Here is a 25,006-nt window from a genome sequence, read left to right on the forward strand (position 1 = left end):
GCCAAGATAACCTCCGCAAAAGCTATCTTGAATCACATCTCGCAGCGATTGTGAATCCAGTTTGTCAACAGGGCCTAGTTACGACAAGCTCCTAAGAAAGGTTGTGGGTGGCTACTTCGCAGATTTTGACGAAAACCAAAAAAGCTTCATGCCAGCCTTTCTGTTCAACGACATACTTCGGATGTGGAGAACCTTTTGCGTCAATTATGAGTATTTTCGGAAAAAGGGTGGTGGAGATTGGCGGATCAAAAATCTCAAACTAAAATACTTTCGTATTTTGACTTGCTTCTCCGCTATTGCGCATATTTTAGCCAAGTTCAGCGAGTATAAAACTGTATCTCCCGACGATGTGGTTGAGACTTCTCGTTTGACGCCGGTCCAGCGCCTTACCGATCTTCGAGATGGCAAGACCTTCTCGACGGCGCTAAACTTGGCGCAAATCACAGACCAAGCGGGTGCGTTGCTTGAAGACTACTCGGCGTTTCTTGAATTGAATCATAAAGATAAGGCTACGGCGCTGATGGATTTTGAGGCCAATGAGGATCAGTGGCGCCGAAAGTCGCATGAGTTTGGAGCACGGTTCGCTGCGCTGCTCGAACTCATTGCTGGAAAGGAACCGCTACAAAATCCACTCTACCGGTCAATCGTCGTTTAGCCGCCGTTGACGAAACGATCATGACCTTCGGCGTTTTTATGCACAAAGATGGGTCGATCTACGACGACATCCCCGAGGTGCATTACCAGTTTCCGAAAAGCTATCTCAGTCGCGCCGAGCAGATGGTCGGGGACTGGATCGTCTATCGCGAGCCAGTCAAAATTCCGAACTCTAAAGGTTTCTTTGCAGTGGCGAAGGTCGGGGAAATCATACCCGACCCAACAGAGCCTGACCGCTACCGCGCGATCATCGAGAAAGGTAGCTATCTGCCTTTCGAGCCGACCGTGCCGCATATTGTGAATGGCGAGCAGGTTGAGCGCGGTGTTCTCAATGACGAAGGCAAAGTATCTGGCCGCGCCCAAGCCGCCGTCCGCCCGCTTTCGCAATCCGACTTTGCACGGATTATTTCGCTCGGCCTGCCGGATGAGGACTTTTTGCCTCGCAGCGATGACGAAGTGGTCGACGATAACCGTGTTCGCGAACATCAAACACCGTTCGAAATCGAGCGGCCCATTGTCCAGTCACTCGTCTCCAAGCCGTTCCGCGACCGCGCTTTCCGCCGTGCGGTGATGCACGCCTATGATGGCCGTTGTGCGGTGACAGGCTGGAAGCTGGTCAATGGCGGTGGCCGGTTGGAAGCGCAGGCCGCACATATCCGCCCGGTCGAGCATGGCGGCCCTGACAGCGTGCGTAACGGCCTTGCTTTATCTGGCACCGCGCATTGGATGTTCGACCGAGGATTGATCGGTTTCAGGGATGATCTTGAGATTATCGTGCATCGAAAGGTCAATGACCGTGAGGGTGTCGAGGCGATCATCAATTCGACGGGCAAGCTAAAGGCGCCGGAGATTGAGTCCTATCGACCGCACCCGAAGTTCTTGTCGTGGCACCGCGGGTTCCACGGCTTCTAGCACTAAATATGTTGGCACGGAGCCGGTTCGATGAGCGACGAGAATGAGATGTTTGACTATCACCGTGAAATGACTGGGGCGGTGTCGGGAATTTCCGGCGAAGCCGATGAATGGGTCTGGGTGATGAATGAGGAACATCGTCGACGGTATCGCTACTTTCTCGAACATGTGATGGGTCTGTACCCGGACGATAGCGAAAGTTTCGGGATCGGAATTATGACCGGTGAGCCTTCGAACGGCCAACCATTTGAGCTTATTCGGAAGCACTGGGAGGGTTACGACTGAAGCTTATCGCCTGCGCCGTCACGCGCCGTTCCACGATTGCTAACTAAAGAGTAGGTTCTTTGTTTACGCCCTCAAACGCCGGGCGCGATGCATCCGCATCGCTTGGCTTCCTCGCATAAGCTCGGGCGGCCGGTCGGCCTTGCGGTCCGCTGATCGCGGACCGGACTAGTGCACAACGGAAGTCGCGTCACTGCTTCCTCACCCCCTCCCCGGATTGGCCCGCCAGTGGTCTTCATCCTCGTTCCACTCTTCCAGTTCGTCCTCGACCTCGATCAGGTCTTCCAGCTCGCCCATTGCTTTCCAGTCCTTCCCGTGGCCGAGCTGGAGGAAGGACGCATCCTCATTATGCTCGGGCGAGCCGTCTGCCTCGGCGCGCTTGCGCTGCGCGATCTCGGCGAGCTGGGTCTGCATGGCCTCGATCTCGTCCAGGCTCATGTCCACCGGATCGAAATGTTCGACGATCGCGGCGTTCATGTCGTCCTTCTCGGCCCGGGTGAGGGCGGGAGTAGTGAATGAGGCGGGGTGGTTTGTTTGTGAGTCGAAGTAACTCGCGGAGAGGCGTTTGCCGCGTTCGTCGCGGGCGTTCATCCGCAGGCAGAACATCAGCAGCCGGTCGTTGCGGATGCGGCGGAAGCCTTTCAGCTTGCCGCCGATGAAGACGGGGCTGAGCTGGCCCTCGATCGCGCGTTCGAAGGCGATGTCCTTCAGCCGCTGCACGCCGAGGTCCAGCGCGGCCTCCCACGCGCGGCGGAAGCTTTCGGAGCCCGGGCGGCGGCGCAGGTAATAGGCGCCCTCGGGGCTCATGTTCACATAACGCGCGGCGCGGGTGACGCAGCCCGTATCGGCAAGCGCTCCGATAAAGGCGCGCTGGCGGGCGTCCACCCGTCGTGCCGGTATTTGACGGGGACGGTGTCGAACGAAGGGAGGTCCTCTGCGGCGACGGGGGTGCGGGTTTCGGCGGGGTCCTTGCGGCGGGTCATGCGGGCGCTCCTGTAGGAAAAGCGCCGAAATGGGCGGTGCGGCAGCGCGTAGGAAAGCGGAATAGGATCGCCCGCAGGCGAAACCCTACAGCCCCGCGCTCAGGCAGCGGGGCCGTAGCGCGTTATGGACGCGTCTGGCCCTGGCCGTGGACGAGGTATTTGAAGCTGCACAGCTGCTCCAGCCCGACCGGGCCGCGGGCGTGCATCTTGCCGGTGGCGATGCCGATTTCCGCGCCCATGCCGAATTCGCCGCCATCGGCGAACTGCGTGCTGGCGTTGCGCATGACAATGGCGCTGTCGATGCTGGTCATGAAACGGCGTGCCGCCTCGTCATCCTCGGTCATGATTGCGTCGGTGTGATGGGAAGAGTGAGTGTCGACCCAATCGATCGCTTCGTCGAGTCCGCCGACCACCTTCACCGAGGCGATGGGATCGAGATATTCGGTGTTCCAGTCGGCCTCGGTTGCGGGCTTGATGCTGGAATCGATGGCAACGGCTTCCTCGTCGCCCCGCAATTCGCAATCGCCGCCCATGATCTTGGTGAGCCGCGGGATGAAGTCCTTCGCCACCGAACGGTCGACCACGATGCTCTCCGTGGCCCCGCACACGCCGGTGCGGCGCAGCTTGGCATTGCGGATGACTTCGGCTGCCTTGTCGAGATCGGCCGCCTCGTGGACATAGCTGTGGCAATTGCCGTCGAGGTGGAGGAGGGTGGGGACGCTGGCCTGGTCGCGCACCAGTTCGACAAGGCCCCGGCCACCGCGCGGGATGACGAGATCGATGAATTCATCTGCCTTGAGCAACTCGGCAACGGCGGCGCGGTCGGTCGTGCCGACCGTTTGGACGGCGTCCTCGGGCAGGCTTGCGGCTTTGAGTCCCTTGCGCATGCACTCCACGATCACGCGGGTGGAGTGACGGCTTTCGCTGCCGCCCCGCAGGATTACGGCGTTACCGCTCTTGAGGCACAGCGCGCTGGCATCGGCGCCCACGTTGGGGCGGCTTTCGTAGATCATGCCGATCACGCCGATGGGCACCGCCACCCGCTGGATAGAAAGGCCGTTGGGCCGCTCGAAGGTAGCCAGTTCGCGGCCGACGGGATCGGGCAGTTCGGCGATTTCTTCCAGCGCCGAGGCCATGCCTTCGATGCGGTCTTCGGTCAGCTTGAGGCGGTCGATGAAGCTGTCGGGTTTCTTGTCTTCGACGCTCTTCACGTCTTCGGCATTGGCTTCGAGCAGTTCGGGCGTTGCCGCACGCAATGCCTTGGCCGCTTCGCGCAGAGCGGTGTTCTTGGCCTCGGTGCTGGCGGAAAGCAGGCCGCGCGCCGCCTTGCGTGCGTTCTGGCCGAGCGTGGTAATGTGGATCTGCGGGTCTAGGGTCTGGTCGTTCATGGGTTCTCTCTTCGTCTCGTGGTGGGCTGGAGGCGCTTCGGTTTCAGCGCAACTCGACTGCCCGGTCGTAGGCTGCCTGCAGTGTAGCATGCAGGCGGTCGGATAGGCCATTGTCGCCGTTTAGCGCATTCAGGCCGGCAGCTGTGGTGCCACCCTTGCTGGTCACCGAATTGCGCAGATCCTCGAGGCTTGCTGCACCGGGTTCGCTGGCCATGGCAATCGCGCCGCCGATGGTGCCGAGCACCATTTCGCGTGCTTCTTCCTCGTCGAACCCCTGCGCCATCGCAGCTTCCGCATAGGCACGTGCGATTTCGAATACATAGCCGGGGCCCGAGCCTGCGACTGCGGTAACACGGTCGAGCTTCTCTTCGCTGTCGACGGTTATGGTAGTGCCCGCACGGCCCATGAATTCTTGCGCGTGCTTCATGTGATCGTCCGTCGCATGGGGGCCGGGGCAGAGGCCGCTCACGCCGCGGCCGATCGCAGCGGGAAGATTGGGCATTGTCCGGACCACGGGGGCATCGCCCATCAGTTTCGACAGGCGAGATGCGGAATAACCCGCCGCTATGGACAGGACATACCCGCCTTCCGCCAGGTTTTCGGCATAGTCGGGCAATACTTCGTCAATCAGCTGCGGCTTGACGGCGGCGACAATGCAGTCGAAACTTTCGGACGAGATTTCGCTGCGTTCGCGGACGAGTTTAACGCCGTCCGGAAGGTCGCCCGCCATGGGGTCGACGACGGTAATGGACTCGTCCCCGTGGACCCATTGCGAAAGTAAAGCGGAGCCCATTTTTCCGCAGCCGATAATAAGAATAGAGTTTACGATTTTAGAATTCCGTTTCCGCGCTCCGGGCGCTTTGTGTAATTCTTGCTTTTGGTTCAATCTACAATAAAGAACGTTGAAGTCTTAAACGTTTCTTGGCTCATTTCTATAAAGTTCTTGCGAGTTCGATAATTTGAAAAATCCGGTTGTGCACTGCACCATCTCTATCTACGTAGTATAGCAGAAATTTCAAGGTAGGCACATTTTCATTATATGACCCAGAAACGTAATATTGTTGTCAAAATCGGTTCGGCGCTCCTCGCCAACCAGGAAATGCTGACTCCGCGTTACGGTTTCCTCCAGCGCCTCCTCGAAGACGTTGCGAATTTGCGCGCGCAGGGAAATGACGTGATCCTGTGTTCGTCCGGATCGGTCGCGCTCGGCCTGCGCATTATCGGGGAAACGCCCGAAAGCGCAGGAATATCCGACAAGCAGGCGGCCGCTGCCTGCGGGATGCCGCTGTTGCTCAATGCTTACAAGCAGGTAGGCCACGAATTCGGCTTCGAAATTGCGCAGGTCTTGCTGACCCTCGGCGATTTCGAGGATCACCGCCGCTTCCTCAACACGCGCAACACCGTTCACCGTCTGCTCGAAGCCAACGTGATGCCGATCGTGAACGAAAACGATACGATTACAACGGAGGAAATCCGCGTCGGCGATAACGATCGACTGGCTGCCAAAGTCGCCCAGATGGTCGGCGCGACGGACCTCATCATCCTGACCGGCGTCGACGGCCTTTACGACCGCAATCCCGATGACCCCGAAGCCAAGTTCATCCCCGAAGTGACCGAGGTGGCCCCCTTTATGGCGGCGACCAAGGGCAAGAGCACGCTGGGCACGGGCGGGATGGAAACCAAGCTTCAGGCCGCCAACATGGCGCAGGAAGCCGGCGTCACCACCTGGATCGCGCAGGGGGAGGTCGATCGTCCGCTATCGACCGTGCTTGATGGAAGCCGCCGGGCCACCAAGGTCCTGCCACATCCCAATCCCCTATCGGGCTGGGACAGCTGGATTGCCAACCGCCTGCAAATGGCAGGCAGCCTTGTCGTCGCGGAAGCGGTGGCGGACGCCCTCGCCGAGGGCAAGCGGCCGATCCGGCGGGGCGACATAATTTCGATGGATGGGGATTTCACCCGCGGTGATGTCCTCCACATTTACGACAGCAAGGGGATCGAGCGCGCTCGCGGCCTGTCCGATTTCACCTCTGAAGAACTGCGCGTCCTGACCCATAATCCGGATACGGAAGCGGAGCAGTTGCTTGGCTACAAGACCCGTGGGGAAATCGTCCGCAGCAACAATCTCGTCCTGCTGGAGACGCGTCATCTCCTGTGGGACGCCCCCGAGACGATCAACGAGTTATGAACCGGCGGGGAAAGCGGGCACAACTTCACTTGGCGTTCAGCGGAGCCGTGGCTATAGGCTCGGCCCTATGACGACCCATTCGCGTATCAGCCGCACGCTCGCCCTCGGTGCACTCGCCGCAGCCACTGCATTCACTGCCGCTTGCGGCGGCGGGACCAATCAGCCGGAAGATACCGCCTATGTCGCGCGCGATGTGGAAACGCTGTATTCGGAAGCGAAGCGGCAACTGGATCGCGGAAGGCCGCAACTGGCGGCTGCCCTGTTCGACGAAGTCGAGCGTCAGCATCCCTATTCGCCCTGGGCGCGCCGCGCGCAGCTGATGAGCGCATTCAGCTATTATGTCGCCGCCGATTACAACAAGGCGACCGCTTCGGCGCAGCGTTTCCTCTCGATCCATCCCGGCAACCAGGACGCGCCTTACGCCTATTACCTTATCGCGCTCAGCTATTACGAGCAGATCAGCGACGTCCATCGCGACCAGAAAGTGACCGAGCAGGCGCTGACTGCACTGCGTGAAGTCAATCGCCGTTTCCCGCAGACCGAATATGCTTCGGATGCCCGCCTCAAGATCGATCTCGTCGAAGATCACCTCGCGGGCAAGGAAATGGAGATCGGGCGTTACTACCAGCGGTCGGGCAAGTGGATTGCCGCGCAGATCCGTTTCCAGAACGTGATCGATACATACCAGACGACCAGCCATGCGCCCGAGGCTCTTTATCGCCTCGTGGAAAGCAGCCTGGCGCTGGGTATCCGCCCCGAAGCCGTGAAATACGCTGCCGTGTTGGGCGCAAACTATCCCGGCAACGAATGGTACGAGAAAGCTTACGAACTGATCGAGGACCACGCTGCTGGCGTGGCAGCAAGCTAGGTCACGTAGGGCGGTCCCGCCGTCAAAAAATTCCTCGCCAAGACTTGAAACCGGAGTGATCCTGGCGCATTTAGGAAATGCGGACCGGGCCCCTCTGGCGTGCGCTTTCCAGCTCACGTGATGTCGGACCGCATCGGACAACCGATGCGTGCTGGCAGGCCCCTCTTCCTCCCCTCCCAGCCTGATGGCCCATCGGTTGTCCGATCGATTTCATCTCGATCATGGAGACCGAAAATGACGGCCCGAACCTTCAGACTGACGCAGATTCACCAGCGGATCGACGAGCGGCTGCGCATGGAATTGCGCAAGATGCTGCCCGATCCCGGCGAGATATCCCGCCTGAAACACATGAAGCTGCGTGTCAAAGAAGCGCTTCATCGACTTGCGAAACACGGCAAACCTGCCTGACACGGCAGGCCACGGGGGCCGTCGCCGCGCAAGTTCCCCATAGCGCAGGCGGCGGCTGCCCATCGCCGTATTTCCAATCAAGGATCGGGGTGGTCGATGCCGCCTGCCGGAATTGTCTTTTCCGGGTGCACCATGCTGCCGCTCGATACCAGCTTCCAAGGGTAATGTAGTATGATCGAATTCCTCACGCAGGACTGGCTCGGGACCCCCGTGTGGTTCTGGGCCGCCTTCCTGGCCATCGTCATCATCCTGACCGCGTTCGATCTCGGCGTGCTCCACAAGGAGGACAAGGAACTCGGCATATCCGAGAGCCTCAAGCTGTCGGCCTTTTATATCGGCGTCGCCATGCTGTTCGGCGCGTGGGTCTGGTTTGAGCGAGGGCCGGATGCCGGGATGCAATATTACACCGGCTTCTTCATCGAAAAGGCGCTGTCGATCGACAATGTCTTCGTGATCAGCCTGATCTTCACCTATTTCGCCATCCCCGCCAAATATCAGTACCGCGCGCTGCTGTGGGGTATCATGGCGGTGATCGTTCTGCGCGGACTGATGATCGCGGGCGGCGCGGCATTGCTGGCCGAGGCCTATTGGGTGCTCTACCTCTTTGCCGCCTTCCTGATCGTGACCGGGATCAAGATGTTCTTCGCCGGAGACGAGCCGATGGATGTCGGCAACAACCCTGCGGTGCGGTGGATCAGCAATCACATGCGCGTGACGAAGGAACTGCATGCACAGCATTTCTTCGTGAAGGTCCCGGATGAGAAGACCGGCAAGATGGTGCGCGCGGCAACTCCGCTGTTCCTGGCGCTGGTGGTCATCAATCTCGCCGACCTCGTTTTCGCGGTCGACAGCGTGCCGGCGATCTTCGCCATCACGACCGATACCTTCATCGTCTATACTTCGAACATCTTCGCCATCCTCGGCCTGCGCGCGCTCTACTTTGCGCTCGCTGCGATGGTGCACCGGTTCCACTACCTCAAATATGCGCTGGCAGCGGTGCTGGTATTCATCGGGTCCAAAATCTTTGTCGCCGACTTCCTGCTGGGCGGCGAGAAATTCCCGGCGTGGATCAGCCTTGGTGTCACTTTTGCGCTGATTGCTGCGGGCGTTCTTTACTCTTTGTGGAAGACAGGGACCGGGGAAGAGAAAGACTGGCCTGCCGAACCGGCGGAAGGGGTAGAGCGCCCGCCTGTTTGAAACTGCACGGGAAAGGATGACGGGCGGGTGCGGCTAGGCTAGGAAATGCCGGAAATGCTGACCCGCCTCTCCATCCGCAATATCGTGTTGATCGAGGCGCTCGATCTCGATTTCGGGCGCGGGCTTGGGGTGCTGACCGGCGAAACCGGGGCGGGCAAGTCGATCCTGCTCGATTCGCTGGGTCTGGTGCTGGGCAACCGCGCCGATAGCGGGCTGGTCCGCGCGGGCGAGGACAAGGCGAGCGTTTCGGCCAGTTTCGAATTCGCTGCCTTGCCCGATGCCATCGCAGAAACGCTCGACGATGCAGATATCGAGATCGAAAAGGGCGAACCGCTGATCATCCGGCGCCAGCTGAAGGCGGATGGAGGCAGCAAGGCTTTCATCAACGACCAGAGCGTGGGCGTGGCCCTGCTGCGCGACATCGCCGGTGCTCTGGTGGAACTCCACGGACAGCATGACGATCGCGGGCTGGTCAATCCGCGCGGCCACCGTGCCTTGCTCGACCGGTTTGCCGGGGCGGAAACGGCGCGCGTGGAGCAGGCGTGGTCGAAATGGCGCGCCACCGAAAGCCAGCTTGCCGAAGCTCGCGGGGCGCTGGAACAGGCCAAGCTCGACCAGGATCTGCTGCTGGCGCATCTGGCCGAACTGACCACGCTCGAGCCGCAGGCCGGCGAGGAGGCGCGCCTCGCCGAAACGCGTGCTGATATGCAGAAGGGCGAGCGGCTGGCCGGCGATCTCGAGGAGCTTCGGCATCTTTGGGAAGGTTCGGAATCGCCGCTTGCGTCACTGCGGGTAGCGGCGCGCAAACTTGACCGGATAGCGCCCGAACACGCTCTGCTTGCCGAGGCGCTCGGCGCGCTCGACCGTGCCGTGATCGAGGCGGGCGAGGCAGAAGAAAAGCTGCAAGCCGCGGCCGAAGCGCTGGTGCATGATCCAGCGGCGCTGGAGGAGGCCGAGACCCGCCTGTTCGAACTGCGCGCATTGGCCCGCAAGCACCGCTGCGAAGTGGACGAACTGCCCGAAGTCATGCGCAGGATGCGCGGCCAGCTCGATTCCATCGAAAGCGGGGAAGCCGAGCTTGATGCGCTGGAAGCAGCGGCGGCGGAGGCGGGCAAGCGCTATCGCACAGAGGCCCAGGCCCTCCATGCGAACCGCGTGGCGGCGGCATTACGGCTCGACGAAGCGGTGGCGCGCGAACTTGCCCCGCTCAAGCTCGATGCGGCACGCTTTAGGACGGCGGTGGCCGAACTGCCCGAAGAACGCTGGGGGCCGCAGGGCATGGACAGCGTGGAATTTCTCATCGCCACCAACCCCGGGGCGGATTTTGCGCCGCTCAACAAGATCGCCAGCGGCGGCGAACTTTCGCGCTTCATCCTCGCACTGAAAGTCGCGCTTGCAGAGCAGGGCGGGGCGGCGACGGTGATCTTCGACGAGATCGACCGCGGCGTGGGTGGTGCGGTGGCGAGCGCCATCGGCGAGCGGCTCGCAAGACTGGCCTCGGGTGGTCAACTGCTCGCCGTGACGCACAGCCCGCAGGTTGCCGCGCGCGGCCGCACGCATTACATGATTGCCAAGACCTCCGACGGTACCGTCACGCGCACAAGCGTTGCGTTGCTGGATGATGCGGGGCGCCAGGAAGAGATCGCGCGTATGCTGAGCGGCGCAGAAGTTACGCCAGAGGCGAGGGCGCAGGCTGATCGGTTGCTGGAGGGGGTTTAGGTCGCGCTCTCCCTCTGCCCGACATATAGCAGCACCAGCAATGCCCAGACGCTGAATTTGAAGGCATCGCCCATTGAGCCTGCACCGATTTCGTGTTGCCACATCTGGTAGCCAGCACCGCCAAAGGTGCCGAAAAGGCCGAACCAGGTGACCACTCCAAGGCCGAGCCCCAGTTTCGCCATGCCTTTGGCGCCTTCGAATCCTTCCGCGTCGCTGCCGCGTGCGCTCCAGAGTTTCCATGCGCCCCACAGGCAAATCAGGCCGGTCGCGATCTCGAACAGGAAGATGATCCAGGCGAAGATTGGAACAGCGCCCGTGTCGATTGCGGGCAGAAGGCTGTTCGTGAAAACGGCGTTGTTCTCAAGTCCGAGGACATAGCCGACGGCGCCGTAGGCAGCGTCGAGATTGATGATGTTATGGATCACGTATAGCAGTGCCATCAGGCCGAAAATGGCGACAAACAGCGGTTTTAATGCACGGTCGATCATGGTTTCCCCCACCGGTTGAACTACGACCCGTTTGCGGCACTTTTCCCGTTGCGCTGGCTCATGCATAGCGAGGGAAAGGGGAATCGACCAAATGCCCGCGAGCAAGCCTGTGGACATCACCGAAGCCGATGCAGCCAATGAGCTGATGCGGCTCGCGCGTGAGATCGCGAAGCACAACAAGCTTTATCACGCCAAGGACGCGCCCGAGATCACCGACCCCGAGTTCGACGCTCTGGTGCGGCGCAATGCGGAGCTGGAGGCGGCTTTCCCGCATCTGGTTCGCGCGGATTCGCCTTCGAAAGTGGTGGGGCACGAAATCGCCGCCTCGCCGCTGTCCAAGGTTCGCCACGAGGTTCGCATGATGAGCCTCGACAATGCCTTCTCTGCGGAGGAGGTCGAGGAATGGGTGGCGCGCGTGCGGCGGTTTCTTGCGCTGGATGACAGCGAGCGGGTGGCGATCACCGCCGAGGACAAGATCGACGGGCTATCCTGCTCGCTCCGCTACGAGGGCGGCAGGCTGGTCCGTGCAGCCACGCGCGGGGATGGGCAGGTCGGCGAGGATGTAACGCCCAATGTCGCGCATATTGCCGACATTCCGCAGCAGCTCGACGGCGATGTGCCGGATGTCTTCGAGATCCGCGGCGAGGTCTATATGTCCAAGGCGGACTTTCTCGCGCTTAATGCTGCGCAGGAGGAGGCGGGAGGCAAGCTCTTTGCCAATCCCCGTAACGCCGCCGCAGGCTCGCTGCGCCAGAAGGATGCCAGCGTGACGGCAAAGCGTCCGCTCAAATTCTGGGCGCATGGCTGGGGTGCTGCAAGCGAGGTGCCAGGGGCGACACAGGAAGAAATGGTGCGCAGGATTGAAAGCTGGGGCGTTCCGGTGTCGCCGCTGTTCGCGCGCGTGCATGACATCGACGGAATGCTCGCCCATTACGATAAGATTGCGGCAGAACGACCTGATCTTCCGTATGAAATCGACGGTGTCGTCTACAAGGTTGACCGGCTCGACTGGCAGCAGCGCCTCGGCTTCGTCGCCAAGGCGCCGCGCTGGGCGCTGGCGCACAAGTTTCCCGCGGAGCAGGCCGAGACGACGCTGGAGGCGATCGATATCCAGGTCGGGCGGACAGGCAAGCTCACCCCGGTGGGGCGTCTGGCGCCTGTGCTGGTGGGCGGGGTGACTGTGACCAATGTCACGCTACACAATCGTGACGAGATCGCGCGGCTCGGCGTGCGCCCGGGCGACCGGGTGGTGGTCCAGCGTGCGGGTGACGTTATTCCACAGCTTGTGGATAACCTCACTCGCGAGGCCGAAAGAGAGCCGTTCAACTTCCCCGATCATTGCCCGGAATGCGGCAGCGAGGCCGTGGCGGAAGAGGGCGAGGTCGATGTGCGCTGCACAGGCGGTCTCATATGTCCTGCTCAACGTACGGAAAGGCTTAAACATTTCGTCAGTCGCGGTGCGCTCGATATAGACGGCCTGGGCGAGAAGACGATCGACCAGTTTTTCGCGCTCGGATGGCTGGAAAGCCCTGCCGATATCTTCCGCCTCCACCAGCGCCGTGACGCCATTCTGGCACTCGACGGGTGGAAGGAGCGGTCTGTGGACAACCTTGTGGATAGCATAGAAGCGCGGCGTGAGCCCGATGCTGCGCGGTTGCTCTTCGGCCTCGGCATTCGCCACGTCGGTACAGTAACCGCACGGGACCTCATGAAGAACTTCCATACGCTGCCGGCCTTGCGCGAAGCCGCGGAAGCGGCGCGGGCGGGTGACGAGGAGGCTGCGGCGTCACTGATCTCGATCGACGGCATCGGCGGCGCAGTCGTCGAGGCGCTGGGTGATTTCTTCCACGAAGATCACAACAAGCAGGTGTGGGACGATATCCTCTCCGAAGTCTCGCCCCCGCCATATGTGGTGGAGACAAGGGAAAGCCCCGTCAGCGGCAAAACGGTGGTGTTCACCGGCAAGCTGGAGACCATGAGCCGTGACGAAGCTAAGGCGCAGGCCGAACGACTGGGCGCCAAGGCCAGCGGCTCTGTCAGTGCGAAGACCGACCTGCTCGTCGCGGGGCCGGGCGCGGGTAGCAAGCTCAAGAAGGCGGCAGAGCTTGGCATCGAAGTGATCGACGAGGCGGGCTGGGCGGAAATCGTGGCCGCGGCGGGGTGACAGGATGAACGCACAAGGTATCTCACTTGGGCTTGTCTTCGGTGTGATGTTCTGGGTGGTTTTCGATTCGATTGCCCTCGGCATGGCGCTGGGTGTCGCCTTGGGTGCGGCTTTCAGTGTCACTGCTTCCCGGAGCGGCGACGACGAAGACGAGGGCTCCGAGCCCGACAGCAAGGACTAGAATAATTTGTCGGAAACCATTGTTTTACTGGTCGTTGGGGCCTTGTGAGGCGCTCTCCTGTCCTAGTCTTTACCGTCCTGATCGTGGGTGCGTTTCTCGCGCTGGCGACAGCCGTCAGCACGCCGGGTGAATCGCCGCAGGACTATCAGAAGCGCGTGTTGCTCGCCGAACAGAAGGAGACGCCTCCCCCCGAGCCGGAATTGACTGCCGCGCAGAAGCAGCTCGAAGCCGAACTTCGCGCGATTGGCGAAAGCTTCGCAGGAAAGGTCGGCATTGCCGTGAGCGAGGCCGACAGTCTTGCAACCATGTCCTTTAAAGGGAAAACACCCTTTCCGCAGCAGAGTGTCAGCAAGCTATGGGTTACGCTGACCGCCCTGGATCTGGCGGATCAAGGCGCGCTCGACCTTACCGAGTCCGTCACGCTCCGTGCCGGGGATCTGACGGTCTTCCACCAGCCCATCCGCAATATCGTCAGGGCGCGCGGTTCATTTACAACCGATTACGCGGACCTGATCCACCGCGCGATCACCGAAAGCGACAACACGGCTAATGACCGTATCCTGCGCCGTATAGGCGGGCCGCCAGCGGTCGAGGCATTCCTGCGCCGCAACCGGATCCATGGAGTGCAATTCGGAACCGACGAACGCACCAAGCAAAGCAAGATTGCCGGGCTTGAATGGAACCAGGCCTATGCCATCGACCGAGCCTTTTACGATGCGCGTGATGCTGTGCCCGAACAGGATCGCAGGCGCGCCTTCGAAGCCTATCTTGCCGATCCCATGGATGGAGCAAGCGCCGGTGGCATAGCCAGAGCGCTGGCCCGCTTGGCACGTGGCGACCTGCTTTCCGCGAAATCGACCGGGCTGGTCTATTCCACCATGCAGGAAACCCGCAGCGGGCCGCGCCGTTTGAAGGGCGGAGTTCCGGGCGGTTGGACATTCGGCCACAAGACCGGGACCGGCCAGTTTTTCGACGGCGTGCAATCGGGTTACAACGATGTCGGCATACTGACTGCCCCTGACGGAACGCAATATTCGCTGGTCGTGCTGATCGGTCAGACGCGCGCGTCCTATGCGGAACGGATGGCGATGATGCAGGAAGTCACGCGCGCGGTCGTGCGCCATCATGAAGCGCGCTCGATAACCGAAGCCTAATTCGCGAGCGGCTTTTCGATCCATTTCATCACGCCGCCGGGTAGCGGTGTCCACCAGCCGGTTTTCACTCCCGCTTCGGCCAAAACATTGCTCACCCACTGGTTGCAGGTGTTTCCCAGATGATAGGTCCCAGGAGCGTCGTAGAAGACATCGTAGCTGGCATAGCCGCGATATACCTCGCGGGTCGGGGACACGGGTATCTGCCGCTCGATTGCTGCCACGAGACGCGCATACTCCGTCTCGGTAATTCGCAAGGGGCGGTTCGAAGCGCCGGGGGCGGGGCGCACATAATGGGCAGCATGGAGCAGGCCGTCTCCGCCGGTAGCCGCATTGAGCGCGGTGGGAAGACTGAGGTCGCCCCAGGTGGGGGTATTCAGAAACACTTCGCGCTCGCCCCAGCTAACCGCGACATGGGTGTAGGGCCGTGAGGGATCGGGTAGGTCGCTGGCCGGAAAGGCCGTGCGCCAATCCTTCACTTGCGAGACCAGCGGCATCACGATTTCGGTGTGGATGCCGTTGTCGCCGACCATGATTTCGATGCCCTGCTCGGGCTCGGTCCAATCGGCATTGCGCGGGATGGAACTGCCGATCCAGGCGGAGAGGAAGAACAGCGCGGCAATGGCAAACAGGCTGGCGAGAATGCCTCCTATCCACCGGAAAGCACGCCGGTGCTTCACCGTATGCGGCTCTTGCGCAGCCACAGGATCGACCAGTCGCCGTTGGTGATCTGCCGCGCAAGACGGAAACCCTGTTGCCGATAGGCCGCGCGAACTTCCACCTCCTGCTTTTCGAGCAGTCCCGCGAGCAGCAGGCTGCCGCCGGGAATCACAACTTCAGCAAAATCGGGTGCCAGCTCCACAAGCGGACCGGCAAGAATATTGGCGATGAGAAGGTCGTAAGGGCCGCGGGCCCCGATCAGCGGGTGGTCTGTTCCCGGAGCGATTATCATCGTGAGTGCGCCAGGCCCTGATCCCGAGGGAATAGCATTGAGCGCACTGTTGTCCTCGACAACCCCGGCGCAGACAGCGTCGATATCGGTCGCGGTGGCCTTCGCATGCGGCCAGAGATGCATGGCGGCAAAGGAGAGCAGGCCGGTGCCGGTGCCGATGTCGGCGTGATTTCGAACGACGAGTCCGTCGCGCTTCATCCGGTCGAGCATGGCGAGGCAGGCCGCGGTCGTTTCATGTTGGCCGGTCCCGAAGGCCTGACTGGCGGGAATGACGAAATCGGTGAGGCTGTCGTCTGCCGGATATGCAGGTGTGCGGACGTGGAAGCGGCCTGCACGGATCGGCTCGATACCGTGCTGGCTCAGCGTTACCCAGTCTTCATCCGGCAATTTCTCTGCTCGGAACTGGGGTGTCCCATCTGCAAAAAGCGCTGCGACGGCGTTCCTGTCGGCCGCCGTCGGCTTGTGATCCAGCCATACTTCCAGAATCCACTCTTCCGGTCTGTCCTCGGCAATCTCGCGCCCCGAAACCACAAGCTCTTCGGGAAAATCCCATGCCTCGTCATGCGCAAGCAAGGCGGAATGAATGACCTGCTTCGTGCCCTGGACCGACAGCTTCCATGCGCTCATCAGGGGTTTTCTTTCGCAAGCCGTTCGTCAAGCCGCGTGCCGATCGAAGCAGCGTAATCTGCGCAGGAAGGGCCTCCGACAAGCGATCCAGAGGCCGCGCGTCGCACCATTTCGCTGGCGGACGGGTGAGGCGTGAGAAGAATGTCGCACGGTGTCGTCGCCAGTCTGTCCAACCCTTCGCGAAATGCGTCCAGATAGGCAGGGTGATCAGAAAAACGGTAATCGTCGCTGGAAATGGGCGAAAGCGAGTCTGCATAGACGATCTGCCGGCAGTCCCCCGAGGTTTCGCAGGACTGCCATGTCCAGCTGAGGGCGCCCGGCGAATGGCCGGGGGTGGATATCGCGGTCACGGTTGCGGTTTCGGTCTGTACCGTGCCGCCATTCCCGACAATCACGTCGACCTGGACCGGGGCCATCGGCTCGTGCAGACCGAATTGCGGATCTTGGGGATGATCTTCTCCGGTTCGCAAGACATCGACCGCTTCGCGCGATGCAACGACATGCGCGCCGCTTGCCTGCCTGAGCTTGGCATGGCCCCCGACATGATCGAAATGTTCGTGACTGTGGAGGATGCTGGCAATCTCGTTCAGCCGGAATCCCAGCTTCTGGACATTGTCCATGACGACCTCGGCTCCGGCTTCAGTTCCGCTGTCGATGAGAATATGCCCTGCGTCCCCGGTAATCAGTATCGCCGAAATCCCACAGGTCCCGACGTAGTAGGTCGATCCGTGGATACGATACGGCGGGGCAGGCTTGTCCCAATCGTCCCATTCCGAACAGCTTGCTGCCCATTGTTGCGGGGTAACCTGTTCCTGTGGCGGGAGGGGATCGGGTATCTGTATCGGCGGAGCGCAGTTCGTAAGTACAAGCGCTGCGGCGGCGAGGGAAATCGTTCTAACGGACATAGCTGGCTCCATTGGCGTCGATGGTGGTGCCGGTCATGCTCGGCGGTGCGTCGAGCGCGCAGAATTCGACGATGCGGGCAATTTCTTCGGGCTCGGCAACACGGCCGAGCGGAATATCGGCGAGCAATCCCGGCCCGCCGCGGCTATCGAGGTAATCGCCCGCCATTGCCGTGTCGGTGAAGCCGGGCGTGATCGCGAAGCTGTAGATATTCTCGCCCGCATAGGCGCGCGCAATGCTCTTGTGCATGGCCAGCATCCCTCCCTTGCTCGCAGCATAGTGCCAGTGCGCCGGCGAGTCGCCGCGATGCCCGGCACGACTCGCCACGTGGACGATGCGTCCGGAACGGCCGGTTTCGCGCCAATGGTTGACGGCATAGCGGCTGAGCTGGGCGGATGCGGTCAGGTTGATCCGCATTGTATCCTCCCAAGCATCGAGCCATTCGATGTCCGAGCGCTCTATGGGGTTGGGATTAAACAACCCCGCGTTGTTCACCAGTACGTCGATCTTGCCCCCGGCCTGGTTGAGCGCAGAATCCCATAAAGCCCGCGGTGCCTGGGGATCGCGAAAATCGGCAGGAAGGAGTCCAGAGCCTTCGCCCGAGGTGGATTGCCCGATAACCTTGGCGCCGCGCGCTTCCAGTGCTGTGCGCGTTGCTGCGCCAATCCCGCGCGATGCGCCGGTAAGTAGAATGCATGTCATGCATCATGCTATTCGAAACTTTGCGGCAAATGTCGAGGCCGCGCGCCTTGCCTGTGGCGACAGCTTCGCTAAGGAGGCGCAACGAAATTTACGCAACGGACGCAATATCCATGGCAAACCGCCCGCTTTCACCGCACCTGCAAATCTGGAAATGGGGCCCGCACATGGCTGCATCCATTCTCCACCGTGTAACCGGAGACGGCTTGGCATTGGTCGGCCTTGCGGTACTGCTCTGGTGGCTTGGCGCAATGGCAGGCGGAGCGGAAAGCTACGCCACCTTCGTCGAGATAATGGGCTCTCCCATCGGCATGATCGTGCTGGTCGGGCTTAGCTGGGCGTTCTTCAGCCATATGATGACCGGGCTGCGCCACTTCGTGATGGACATCGGCGCCGGTTACGAACTGACCACCAACAAGACCTTTTCGGTCGTTGCGCCGGTCCTCGGCATTCTTCTAACCGCCGCCTTCTGGGCGGTGATCCTTCTCAAGTGAGTTCATCCATGAGTGACGGAACCCCCATCGGACGCGTGCGCGGGCTTGGCCCGGCGCATGAAGGCGTGCATCACTGGCTGGTGCAGCGTTTCACTGCCGTCGGCAATCTCGTGCTGATGCTGTTTCTCGCGGTCAGCCTCGCGCTCTTGCCTTCTTACGATTACGGTACGGTCAGCGGCTGGGCCTCGCAGACGCTCCCGGCGACCGCACTGGCGCTGTTGATCGTAAGCGTGTTCTGGCACGCGCGTCTTGGCCTGCAGGTGCTGATCGAGGATTATGTCCACGATTCCGGCACGAGGTTCGGCACGCTCGCCCTTCTCAATCTTGCAACCATCGGCGGCGCGGCTTTCGGACTTGTCTCCATCGCCCGTATCGCCCTCGGAGGAGCCGCCTGATGGCCCGCACCGACACTTTCGAAATCGGCGGTCGCAGCTACCCTATCGTCGACCATACCTATGACACCGTCGTGGTGGGCGCGGGCGGTTCCGGCCTGCGCGCGACTATGGGCAGCGCGGAAGCGGGCCTCAAGACTGCCTGCATCACCAAGGTCTTCCCGACCCGGTCGCACACGGTTGCGGCTCAGGGCGGCATCGCGGCCAGCTTGGGCAACAACACGCCCGACCACTGGTCTTGGCACATGTACGATACCGTGAAGGGCTCCGACTGGCTCGGTGACCAGGACGCGATCGAATACATGGTGCGCGAGGCACCGCAGGCGGTTTACGAGCTGGAACACGCCGGCGTGCCGTTCAGCCGCAATGACAACGGCACAATCTACCAGCGCCCGTTCGGCGGGCACATGCAGAACATGGGTGAAGGCCCGCCGGTGCAACGCACCTGCGCCGCGGCCGACCGTACCGGTCATGCGATGCTCCACGCGCTCTACCAGCAGAGCCTGAAGTATGCCGCAGACTTCTTCATCGAATATTTCGCGCTCGACCTCATCATGGAAGATGGCCCGAACGGCAAGGTATGCCGCGGCGTCATGGCGATGTGCCTCGACGACGGGACGATCCACCGCTTCCGCGCCAAAGCCGTGGTACTTGCGACCGGTGGCTACGGCCGCTGCTATTTCACGGCGACCAGTGCCCACACCTGCACCGGCGACGGTGGCGGTATGGTGCTGCGTGCTGGCCTGCCGCTGCAGGACATGGAATTCGTCCAGTTCCACCCGACCGGTATCTATGGCGCGGGCGTGCTCATTACCGAAGGCGCGCGCGGCGAGGGTGGTTACTTGACCAATTCCGAAGGCGAGCGGTTCATGGAACGCTATGCGCCTTCCGCGAAGGACCTGGCCAGCCGCGATGTCGTAAGCCGCTCGATGGCGCTCGAAATGCGCGAAGGCCGCGGTGTCGGTCCGGATGGAGACCACATCTATCTCCACCTCGACCATATCGATCCGAAGGTGCTGGGAGAACGTCTCCCGGGCATCACCGAAAGCGGCAAGATCTTTGCCGGTGTCGACCTGACGAAGCAGCCACTGCCGGTGACCCCGACAGTGCATTACAACATGGGCGGCATCCCCTGTAACTTCCATGGCGAAGTCATGGCGGGCGACCCGAGCGATCCGGAAAAGGTCGTCCCCGGCCTGTTCGCCGTGGGCGAAGCGGCCTGCGTTTCGGTCCACGGTGCAAACCGCCTGGGCTCAAACTCGCTGATCGATCTCGTGGTGTTCGGCCGCGCTACGGGTCACCGCCTGAAGGAACTGATCACGCCCGGCACAAGCCACGACGAATTGCCGAAGGGCAGCGAGGAAATGGCGCTCTCGCGTCTCGACCATTTCCGCTACGCCGACGGCGACTCGCCCACGGCAGAGGTTCGCGCCGAAATGCAGAAAGGCATGCAGAAGCACGCCGCTGTCTTCCGTGACAGCAAGCTGCTTTCCGAAGGCGTCGAAGTGCTGAAGAACGTCAACAAGCGGATGGAGGACATCAAGGTCTTCGACCGCTCGCTGATCTGGAACAGCGACCTCATCGAAACTCTCGAGCTCGACAACCTCATGGCGCAAGCCAACGTCACCATCGCCTCGGCTGAAAACCGCAAGGAAAGCCGCGGCGCGCACGCGCACGAAGACTTCCCCGATCGCAACGACGCCGAATGGATGAAGCACACCATCGCCTGGTTCGATGGCTGGGGCGGCAATGGTGGCGATGTGAAAATCGACTATCGCCCGGTGCACGAGTACACGTTGACCGACGATGTGAAGTACATCGAGCCGAAGAAGCGGGTGTATTGACGCGAACGTCCGCTTTGCCGAAAATTCGCGGACTGGATTTCGCGCTTTGCGGCAAGGAGGGGTAAGTGTCGGTCGAACGATATCCGGACGGATCGTTGCGATTTAATGCCCACGTCCCGCTATGGACAAGCCTAGTCGTTATGGCGCTGTTTTTCGCATTCGCTGGCGTATTCAGCTACAGCGCGCTGTTCGATGTAGCCGGTAGCGTGCGGTACCGCGGAATGGGTCTGGATGTTTCGGTCGATCCGTGGGTCTGGCAGTTGCTCTTCCTGCTCGGCGCAATCGGAATGCTTGCGCCGGGCGTTTTCATTCTGCTCGGATTGTTGCGCGGCGGCACTCCGAATGTGATGTTGGACGACACCACCATAAGACTTTCCGGACGCCCCATGGCAAGCGACGTCACGCTGCGCTGGGATAATATAGTTTCGGTTCAGCGCTATCGTATTCAGGGATTTCCAGCCATTCGCCTGAAAACGCAGACGGACAAAGACATTCAACTGACAGCGCATATTTTCCCGGAAAAGGGAGACTTCGAGGCACTATGCCGGGAGATTGAGTTTCGGACAGTGCGGAAGGGGAAACCGACTGGATGACCGCACAGGCCAATTTGTGGGGCATCGCGGTTCGATCACTCGGTGCGGCGGCGGCTATGGTGCTTTCCGCATGCACAATAACTCCTGTCCGCCCGCCCGCGACTCTCGCTGCAGAACCGTATTACCAGAAATATGTGTCTGCTCGCGGGATCCCGATCCTTTCCTCGGATCGCGTGCCTGACGAAGCGCTGCTTGCAGCGCGCGATATGGCCTCGGGCATGCTGGCCCACCGGCCCGCTTTCGCCGAATGGCTTGCCGCCAACGACTACCGCGTTGCGATTATCGCTGAGGAGGAGGCGCTGCTCGACCTGCCGGACAAGGCGCACTGGACCAAGCCGTCGCGCGGCGATCCGCGGCTGACGCGGTGCGAACGCAAGCATTACGACGTTCGTATCGGTGCGCTGACCGACCGCGCCTATTGGGATGCACGGGCAAGGGGGATCGGTGGAGAGCGGACGGTCGGGTCCGAAGAGGATGTGCTGGGCCTACCCACTACGCGATATTGGGGCGAGACGATCTTCGTCCACGAGATGGCACACAATATCCTCTTCGCGATCGAGGCGGTCGATCCCGCGCTCTATGCCGAGGTCGAAGCGGCCTACGCCAATGCATTGGCGAATGATCTGTGGCTCAATGAATACGCCACGACGACGATTCAGGAATATTGGGCCGAAGGCACGCAAATCTGGTTCAATTCCAACCGGCTAGTGGTGGTGGATGGGCGGCGGATACTCAACCACCTGGATCTCGAAAAATATGATCCCAGGCTCTATACCGCTCTCGGAAAGGCCTATGGTGACAACCACAGGCTTAAATCCGATCCCTTCCACATGAGTGACGCGCGCGTGCCTCCGGGCCCCATACCCGAAAACACCGCGGAGGTGTGCTAGTCGGCGACGTCCGGTTCTACCCGCCGGATATCGACAATGGTCACCGGTTCGGCCAGCATCTGCCCCTTCATCCAGCCTTCACCCTTGTCGGGGTCACGCGGCATGGCGTGGATCGCGTGCACCACATCCATTCCATCGACCACATAGCCGAAGACCGCGTAGCCTGCAGCAGTGTCCGGGTTATCGGCATCGGGCTGTGCATCGAGACCCGTCTGATCCTTGATCATGATCGAGAAGTCGCCTGTCGCTGTCCCCGGCTCCAGCCGCGCCATCGAGAGAGCGCCATCTGTGTGGCTCAGGCCGGTCTCATCGGTCGGCTCGTGCTCGACGCCGTCCAATATGCGTTCCGGGTCGTTCTGCGTGCCGCCCTGGATAAGGCCATTGGGGGGGGCGCCCCAGTCGAGATGCATCGCGCGGTAGAAAACGGTGCCGTCGAAGCGGTCTTCATCGACATAGCGAAGGAAGTTTGCAGCCGTGGCCGGCGCGCGTTCGGTTTCGAGCGCGACAGTTATGTCGCCTGCCGTGGTTTCGAGAACGATCAAGGTGGTGTCAGCCGTGTCCTTCGCCGCATCTTCCTGAGCGGAGAGCGGGCTGGAGACGAGAGCGAGGGCAGGCAGGATTCGCAGTAGCATTTCGGGAGAATAGCTCCTTCGTAAATCAGATGATATTCGCAATCAGGGCCCGGTTCCGGGCGTCCTCGCCCGAGATATACCAGTTCTCAGGCGCTTTCTCATATATCTTTGCGATCGTTGTCGCCCATCGGCTCTTACTAATGCTTTCATCGAAGTTCCCTTGCAGTGCTCAGGAATCCTGCTGTTCCTGAACAATTATTCATCCCGGCTTAATGTTTACAAACGTAGTCGTTTTATCTACAGGCGTAATCGAATTAGCAGAGCCAGCCAGGGAGCGAGTCGAAAATGGCGCAGAGAAAGCAGGGACCCGGCGACCGGATCAGCGAAGCCGAACACTCGGTGATGGAGGCGCTGTGGGAGGAAAGTCCCTTGGCCGCCGCCGAGGTATGTGAGCGAGTTTGCACAGCTAACGACTGGTCGATCGCGACCGTGAAAACCCTTCTTAGCCGCCTTGTGGCCAAGGGGGCAGTGGGTACAGAGCCGGATGGCCGCAAGTTTTTGTATCGCCCGCTTGTCGAGCGCGACGAATATATCGGCGGGGAAAGCCGCCGCCTTGTCGACCGGCTGTTCGGCGGAAGGGCAGCGCCATTGTTTGCCCACCTTGCCGAGAGCGAAGCGCTGACCGAAGATGACCTCGAGGAAATCGAAGCGCTCTTGAGGGAGATGCGCAAATGATCGATCTGTTGCGGCAAGCGTGGGACGTGTTCCTGTTCGACACCCTGTTGTGGACCGGCGCATTGATCGCCTTGGTAATGGTCTTGCGGCGACCGGTGGCCCACCATTTCGGGGCCGGGACTGCCTATGCGCTCTGGTTTCTTCCGCTGGCCCGATTGGTTGTTCCCCCGTTCATCCTGCCAAGCTGGATGCGTCCCGAGGAGCAGGGGGCCTCGGTAGCCGACCCTGCATTTGAGCCGGTGTTGGATGCGACCTCGGCTCCCGCTGCGGAGCCCGGTTTGGCCGAACCTGTCGTCCTGATGGCAAGCGAGCAGCCGGTAGATTTTCTTACCCCGTTGCTTGTGCTTTGGCTGGGCGGAGCGATAGTCATGCTGGTCCGTCGCTTCTGGCTCTATTTCGAGCTTCGCCGCGAACTGCTCCTGGATGCGCGGCCGGTTGGCGAAGTCGGCTCGATCCGGCTTATCGAAACACCTGCGATTTCCGGTCCGATGGCCTTCGGGGTAATCGACCGTGTCGTCGCCTTGCCCGATGGCTTCATGGCAGGCCGCGAGCGTTGTCGGCGGGATCTCGCGATCGAGCATGAGCTTGCCCATCACCGCGGGGGTGATCTTCTGGTAAACATGGCGGTGCAACCGCTTTTCGCGATCCACTGGTTCAACCCGCTGGGCTGGGTGGGATGGCATGCGCTGCGGCGCGACCAGGAAGCCTATTGCGATGCCCGTGTCGTGGCTGCTCGCCCACGGGAAGAACGCGCTGCCTATGCAGGTGTTATAGCAGATTTCGCTCGCCGTCCTGCGATTGCGCCGCGCCCCGCTCTGGCCGCGCCGATGGCCTGCCCGGTTCTGGGGGACAAGTCGATAATCCACCGTTTGAGGAGTTTATCCATGTCCGATATTTCACCGCGCCGTCGCCTTGCCGGTCGCGTCGCGATTACCAGTGCCTTCCTCGCCGTGCCGCTCACCGCTTCCATTGTATATGCCGAGGGGGCGCCGCGCGTCCTTGCGGCGGCAGCTCAGGCCGCAGAAGTAGAGGAATGGACCGCTTCGGAAGTCCGCCAGCAGCAGGCTGAGCCGGAAGTCGATGTCGAGCGGCAGTTCGATCAGGCCGAGCGGGATTTGGCCGATGCGGAACGCGGTCTCGACAAAGCCGAGCGCGAGATCATCGAAATCGAGCGTGAGATCGAAGCCAGTAAGGATCGCAAGAAAGTCAAGCGCAAGATCCGCTACAAAGGCAAGGATTGGAGCGAGATGAGCGAGGCCGACCGCACCAAGCTTCGCGAGGAAATGGCCGGGCTTCGCGAGAAATTCGGCGAAAATGGCGAATTGCGTGAAGAGATGCGCGAACTTCGCCGCGAGTTAGGTGAAAATGGCGAAATGCGCCGCGATATCCGGCTCGCCGTGGCCGAGGCACAAGCCGGTGCAACACATGCAAGTGCCATGGCTCCCCAAGTCGTCGTGGCCTGCAAAGACGAATACTCACCCGTCACTTCGGAAACGGACGGGCAGGGAAGGACAACGCTGTTCGTATGCGAAACGGCGGGTGACAAGATCGCGCTGCGTGCCATCAAGCAAGCGCGCGCGCGCATCGCGAGCGAGCGATCACTTTCGGCCGAAGAGCGCGCCGAGGCGCTACGATCTCTTGATGAAGAGATTGCCGAGATGGAACGGGCAAGCTGACGCGGCACTCCTAGGCTGCGCCACCGAGGGCGGGCTTCCCCAAAGG

At 61.2% G+C, this 25,006-nt stretch carries 27 protein-coding genes; 18 read left to right on the forward strand and 9 right to left on the reverse strand.

Features of this window, described 5'->3' with window-relative positions; genetic code table 11:
* Positions 1-103 precede the first annotated feature (103 nt).
* From K3180_RS11835 to K3180_RS11845, 3 genes are read left to right on the forward strand one after another with little or no spacing between them, the layout of a single operon-like run.
* Positions 104-655 carry a hypothetical protein gene (locus K3180_RS11835; protein ID WP_221541153.1) on the forward strand — a complete coding sequence of 184 codons (552 nt, stop codon included), beginning with the start codon at positions 104-106 and terminating at the stop codon, positions 653-655.
* Between the two features lie 20 nt (positions 656-675).
* Complete coding sequence (locus K3180_RS11840; protein WP_221541155.1) at positions 676-1,566, forward strand: HNH endonuclease; 891 nt, start codon at positions 676-678, stop codon at positions 1,564-1,566.
* 30 nt (positions 1,567-1,596) lie between these two features.
* Positions 1,597-1,851 carry a hypothetical protein gene (locus K3180_RS11845; protein ID WP_221541157.1) on the forward strand — a complete coding sequence of 85 codons (255 nt, stop codon included), beginning with the start codon at positions 1,597-1,599 and terminating at the stop codon, positions 1,849-1,851.
* 198 nt (positions 1,852-2,049) lie between these two features.
* Here K3180_RS11845 and K3180_RS11850 read toward each other — a convergent pair whose 3' ends face one another.
* The 3 genes from K3180_RS11850 to K3180_RS11860 all read right to left on the reverse strand — a co-directional run bounded on the left by K3180_RS11850 (position 2,050) and on the right by K3180_RS11860 (position 5,105).
* Positions 2,050-2,733: a hypothetical protein gene (locus tag K3180_RS11850; RefSeq protein ID WP_221541159.1), complete on the reverse strand. Its 684-nt coding sequence runs from the start codon at positions 2,731-2,733 to the stop codon at positions 2,050-2,052.
* Positions 2,734-2,953: 220 nt separating this feature from the next.
* Positions 2,954-4,219 carry a glutamate-5-semialdehyde dehydrogenase gene (locus K3180_RS11855; protein WP_221541161.1) on the reverse strand — a complete coding sequence of 422 codons (1,266 nt, stop codon included), beginning with the start codon at positions 4,217-4,219 and terminating at the stop codon, positions 2,954-2,956.
* Between the two features lie 43 nt (positions 4,220-4,262).
* On the reverse strand, positions 4,263-5,105 hold the full coding sequence (locus K3180_RS11860) for a pyrroline-5-carboxylate reductase family protein (protein WP_282098564.1): 843 nt from the start codon (positions 5,103-5,105) through the stop codon (positions 4,263-4,265).
* A gap of 153 nt (positions 5,106-5,258) precedes the next feature.
* On the opposite strand from K3180_RS11860, the gene proB reads away from it, so the two are divergent.
* The 5 genes from proB to recN all read left to right on the forward strand — a co-directional run bounded on the left by proB (position 5,259) and on the right by recN (position 10,599).
* The gene (proB, locus tag K3180_RS11865; protein ID WP_221541163.1) at positions 5,259-6,407 is read left to right on the forward strand and encodes a glutamate 5-kinase; all 1,149 of its coding nucleotides are present in this window, start codon (positions 5,259-5,261) and stop codon (positions 6,405-6,407) included.
* A 67-nt stretch (positions 6,408-6,474) separates the two neighbouring features.
* The gene (locus K3180_RS11870; RefSeq protein WP_221541164.1) at positions 6,475-7,275 is read left to right on the forward strand and encodes an outer membrane protein assembly factor BamD; all 801 of its coding nucleotides are present in this window, start codon (positions 6,475-6,477) and stop codon (positions 7,273-7,275) included.
* Positions 7,276-7,509: 234 nt separating this feature from the next.
* Complete coding sequence (locus tag K3180_RS11875; protein ID WP_221541165.1) at positions 7,510-7,683, forward strand: DUF465 domain-containing protein; 174 nt, start codon at positions 7,510-7,512, stop codon at positions 7,681-7,683.
* 174 nt (positions 7,684-7,857) lie between these two features.
* Positions 7,858-8,880: a TerC/Alx family metal homeostasis membrane protein gene (locus K3180_RS11880; RefSeq protein WP_221541204.1), complete on the forward strand. Its 1,023-nt coding sequence runs from the start codon at positions 7,858-7,860 to the stop codon at positions 8,878-8,880.
* 54 nt (positions 8,881-8,934) lie between these two features.
* Positions 8,935-10,599 (forward strand): DNA repair protein RecN, encoded by a 1,665-nt coding sequence (gene recN / locus K3180_RS11885; protein WP_221541166.1) that lies wholly within the window; start codon positions 8,935-8,937, stop codon positions 10,597-10,599.
* Here recN and K3180_RS11890 read toward each other — a convergent pair.
* A complete protein-coding gene (locus K3180_RS11890; protein WP_221541167.1) occupies positions 10,596-11,087 on the reverse strand; it encodes a DUF2165 domain-containing protein in 492 nt (163 codons plus the stop codon). The genes recN and K3180_RS11890 overlap by 4 nt on opposite strands.
* 91 nt (positions 11,088-11,178) lie before the next feature.
* Here K3180_RS11890 and ligA point away from each other — a divergent pair, with 91 nt between their 5' ends.
* Genes ligA through K3180_RS11905 form a run of 3 tightly spaced genes read left to right on the forward strand, consistent with a single transcriptional unit; the run spans position 11,179 to position 14,586 of the window.
* Positions 11,179-13,251 carry an NAD-dependent DNA ligase LigA gene (ligA, locus tag K3180_RS11895; protein WP_221541168.1) on the forward strand — a complete coding sequence of 691 codons (2,073 nt, stop codon included), beginning with the start codon at positions 11,179-11,181 and terminating at the stop codon, positions 13,249-13,251.
* Between the two features lie 4 nt (positions 13,252-13,255).
* On the forward strand, positions 13,256-13,432 hold the full coding sequence (locus K3180_RS11900) for a glycine zipper domain-containing protein (protein ID WP_221541169.1): 177 nt from the start codon (positions 13,256-13,258) through the stop codon (positions 13,430-13,432).
* A 44-nt stretch (positions 13,433-13,476) separates the two neighbouring features.
* Positions 13,477-14,586 (forward strand): serine hydrolase, encoded by a 1,110-nt coding sequence (locus K3180_RS11905; protein ID WP_221541170.1) that lies wholly within the window; start codon positions 13,477-13,479, stop codon positions 14,584-14,586.
* On the opposite strand, the gene K3180_RS11910 is transcribed toward K3180_RS11905, so the two are convergent.
* Genes K3180_RS11910 through K3180_RS11925 form a run of 4 tightly spaced genes read right to left on the reverse strand, consistent with a single transcriptional unit; the run spans position 14,583 to position 17,767 of the window.
* Positions 14,583-15,287: a DUF2459 domain-containing protein gene (locus tag K3180_RS11910; protein WP_345719481.1), complete on the reverse strand. Its 705-nt coding sequence runs from the start codon at positions 15,285-15,287 to the stop codon at positions 14,583-14,585. The genes K3180_RS11905 and K3180_RS11910 overlap by 4 nt on opposite strands.
* On the reverse strand, positions 15,260-16,162 hold the full coding sequence (locus tag K3180_RS11915; protein ID WP_221541171.1) for a 50S ribosomal protein L11 methyltransferase: 903 nt from the start codon (positions 16,160-16,162) through the stop codon (positions 15,260-15,262). The genes K3180_RS11910 and K3180_RS11915 overlap by 28 nt, the downstream gene beginning before the upstream one ends.
* Complete coding sequence (bla, locus tag K3180_RS11920; RefSeq protein ID WP_221541172.1) at positions 16,162-17,067, reverse strand: subclass B3 metallo-beta-lactamase; 906 nt, start codon at positions 17,065-17,067, stop codon at positions 16,162-16,164. Before bla ends, K3180_RS11915 begins: the two co-directional genes overlap by 1 nt.
* A complete protein-coding gene (locus K3180_RS11925) occupies positions 17,057-17,767 on the reverse strand; it encodes an SDR family NAD(P)-dependent oxidoreductase (protein WP_221541173.1) in 711 nt (236 codons plus the stop codon). The genes bla and K3180_RS11925 overlap by 11 nt, the downstream gene beginning before the upstream one ends.
* A 110-nt stretch (positions 17,768-17,877) precedes the next feature.
* Here K3180_RS11925 and sdhC point away from each other — a divergent pair, with 110 nt between their 5' ends.
* The 5 genes from sdhC (at position 17,878) to K3180_RS11950 (ending at position 21,977) form a co-directional block, all read left to right on the forward strand.
* Positions 17,878-18,258 carry a succinate dehydrogenase, cytochrome b556 subunit gene (gene sdhC, locus K3180_RS11930; RefSeq protein WP_160726327.1) on the forward strand — a complete coding sequence of 127 codons (381 nt, stop codon included), beginning with the start codon at positions 17,878-17,880 and terminating at the stop codon, positions 18,256-18,258.
* 8 nt (positions 18,259-18,266) lie between these two features.
* Positions 18,267-18,653 carry a succinate dehydrogenase, hydrophobic membrane anchor protein gene (gene sdhD / locus K3180_RS11935; protein ID WP_221541174.1) on the forward strand — a complete coding sequence of 129 codons (387 nt, stop codon included), beginning with the start codon at positions 18,267-18,269 and terminating at the stop codon, positions 18,651-18,653.
* Entirely contained in the window at positions 18,653-20,494 is a 1,842-nt protein-coding gene (gene sdhA, locus K3180_RS11940; RefSeq protein ID WP_221541175.1) for a succinate dehydrogenase flavoprotein subunit, read from the forward strand. The genes sdhD and sdhA overlap by 1 nt, the downstream gene beginning before the upstream one ends.
* 140 nt (positions 20,495-20,634) lie before the next feature.
* A complete protein-coding gene (locus K3180_RS11945; protein WP_221541176.1) occupies positions 20,635-21,087 on the forward strand; it encodes a hypothetical protein in 453 nt (150 codons plus the stop codon).
* Entirely contained in the window at positions 21,084-21,977 is an 894-nt protein-coding gene (locus K3180_RS11950) for a glycoside hydrolase (protein WP_247710525.1), read from the forward strand. Before K3180_RS11945 ends, K3180_RS11950 begins: the two co-directional genes overlap by 4 nt.
* Here K3180_RS11950 and K3180_RS11955 read toward each other — a convergent pair.
* Positions 21,974-22,609: a peptidylprolyl isomerase gene (locus tag K3180_RS11955; protein ID WP_221541177.1), complete on the reverse strand. Its 636-nt coding sequence runs from the start codon at positions 22,607-22,609 to the stop codon at positions 21,974-21,976. The two genes, K3180_RS11950 and K3180_RS11955, sit on opposite strands and share 4 nt — an antisense overlap.
* A 285-nt stretch (positions 22,610-22,894) precedes the next feature.
* Between K3180_RS11955 and K3180_RS11960 the strand changes: the two genes are divergently transcribed.
* The gene (locus K3180_RS11960; protein ID WP_221541178.1) at positions 22,895-23,284 is read left to right on the forward strand and encodes a BlaI/MecI/CopY family transcriptional regulator; all 390 of its coding nucleotides are present in this window, start codon (positions 22,895-22,897) and stop codon (positions 23,282-23,284) included.
* Positions 23,281-24,960 (forward strand): M56 family metallopeptidase, encoded by a 1,680-nt coding sequence (locus tag K3180_RS11965; RefSeq protein ID WP_221541179.1) that lies wholly within the window; start codon positions 23,281-23,283, stop codon positions 24,958-24,960. The genes K3180_RS11960 and K3180_RS11965 overlap by 4 nt, the downstream gene beginning before the upstream one ends.
* Positions 24,961-25,006 lie beyond the last annotated feature (46 nt).

It is taken from the genome of Qipengyuania huizhouensis, assembly GCF_019711635.1.
In the GTDB taxonomy this organism is placed as follows: Bacteria; Pseudomonadota; Alphaproteobacteria; order Sphingomonadales; family Sphingomonadaceae; genus Qipengyuania; species Qipengyuania huizhouensis.

Excerpts from the sequence above, each read along its gene's own strand:
- K3180_RS11870 (WP_221541164.1), top strand. The coding sequence starts at position 6,475 with ATGACGACCCATTCGCGTATCAGCCGCACGCTCGCCCTCGGTGCACTC.
- sdhA (WP_221541175.1), top strand. The coding sequence starts at position 18,653 with ATGGCCCGCACCGACACTTTCGAAATCGGCGGTCGCAGCTACCCTATC.
- proB (WP_221541163.1), top strand. The coding sequence starts at position 5,259 with ATGACCCAGAAACGTAATATTGTTGTCAAAATCGGTTCGGCGCTCCTC.
- K3180_RS11845 (WP_221541157.1), top strand. The coding sequence starts at position 1,597 with ATGAGCGACGAGAATGAGATGTTTGACTATCACCGTGAAATGACTGGG.
- K3180_RS11840 (WP_221541155.1), top strand. The coding sequence starts at position 676 with ATGACCTTCGGCGTTTTTATGCACAAAGATGGGTCGATCTACGACGAC.
- sdhC (WP_160726327.1), top strand. The coding sequence starts at position 17,878 with ATGGCAAACCGCCCGCTTTCACCGCACCTGCAAATCTGGAAATGGGGC.
- K3180_RS11960 (WP_221541178.1), top strand. The coding sequence starts at position 22,895 with ATGGCGCAGAGAAAGCAGGGACCCGGCGACCGGATCAGCGAAGCCGAA.
- K3180_RS11890 (WP_221541167.1), bottom strand. The coding sequence starts at position 11,087 with ATGATCGACCGTGCATTAAAACCGCTGTTTGTCGCCATTTTCGGCCTG.
- K3180_RS11950 (WP_247710525.1), top strand. The coding sequence starts at position 21,084 with ATGACCGCACAGGCCAATTTGTGGGGCATCGCGGTTCGATCACTCGGT.
- recN (WP_221541166.1), top strand. The coding sequence starts at position 8,935 with ATGCTGACCCGCCTCTCCATCCGCAATATCGTGTTGATCGAGGCGCTC.
- bla (WP_221541172.1), bottom strand. The coding sequence starts at position 17,067 with ATGTCCGTTAGAACGATTTCCCTCGCCGCCGCAGCGCTTGTACTTACG.
- K3180_RS11955 (WP_221541177.1), bottom strand. The coding sequence starts at position 22,609 with ATGCTACTGCGAATCCTGCCTGCCCTCGCTCTCGTCTCCAGCCCGCTC.
- K3180_RS11915 (WP_221541171.1), bottom strand. The coding sequence starts at position 16,162 with ATGAGCGCATGGAAGCTGTCGGTCCAGGGCACGAAGCAGGTCATTCAT.
- K3180_RS11900 (WP_221541169.1), top strand. The coding sequence starts at position 13,256 with ATGAACGCACAAGGTATCTCACTTGGGCTTGTCTTCGGTGTGATGTTC.
- K3180_RS11925 (WP_221541173.1), bottom strand. The coding sequence starts at position 17,767 with ATGACATGCATTCTACTTACCGGCGCATCGCGCGGGATTGGCGCAGCA.
- K3180_RS11945 (WP_221541176.1), top strand. The coding sequence starts at position 20,635 with ATGGCGCTGTTTTTCGCATTCGCTGGCGTATTCAGCTACAGCGCGCTG.
- K3180_RS11855 (WP_221541161.1), bottom strand. The coding sequence starts at position 4,219 with ATGAACGACCAGACCCTAGACCCGCAGATCCACATTACCACGCTCGGC.
- K3180_RS11965 (WP_221541179.1), top strand. The coding sequence starts at position 23,281 with ATGATCGATCTGTTGCGGCAAGCGTGGGACGTGTTCCTGTTCGACACC.
- ligA (WP_221541168.1), top strand. The coding sequence starts at position 11,179 with ATGCCCGCGAGCAAGCCTGTGGACATCACCGAAGCCGATGCAGCCAAT.
- K3180_RS11875 (WP_221541165.1), top strand. The coding sequence starts at position 7,510 with ATGACGGCCCGAACCTTCAGACTGACGCAGATTCACCAGCGGATCGAC.
- sdhD (WP_221541174.1), top strand. The coding sequence starts at position 18,267 with ATGAGTGACGGAACCCCCATCGGACGCGTGCGCGGGCTTGGCCCGGCG.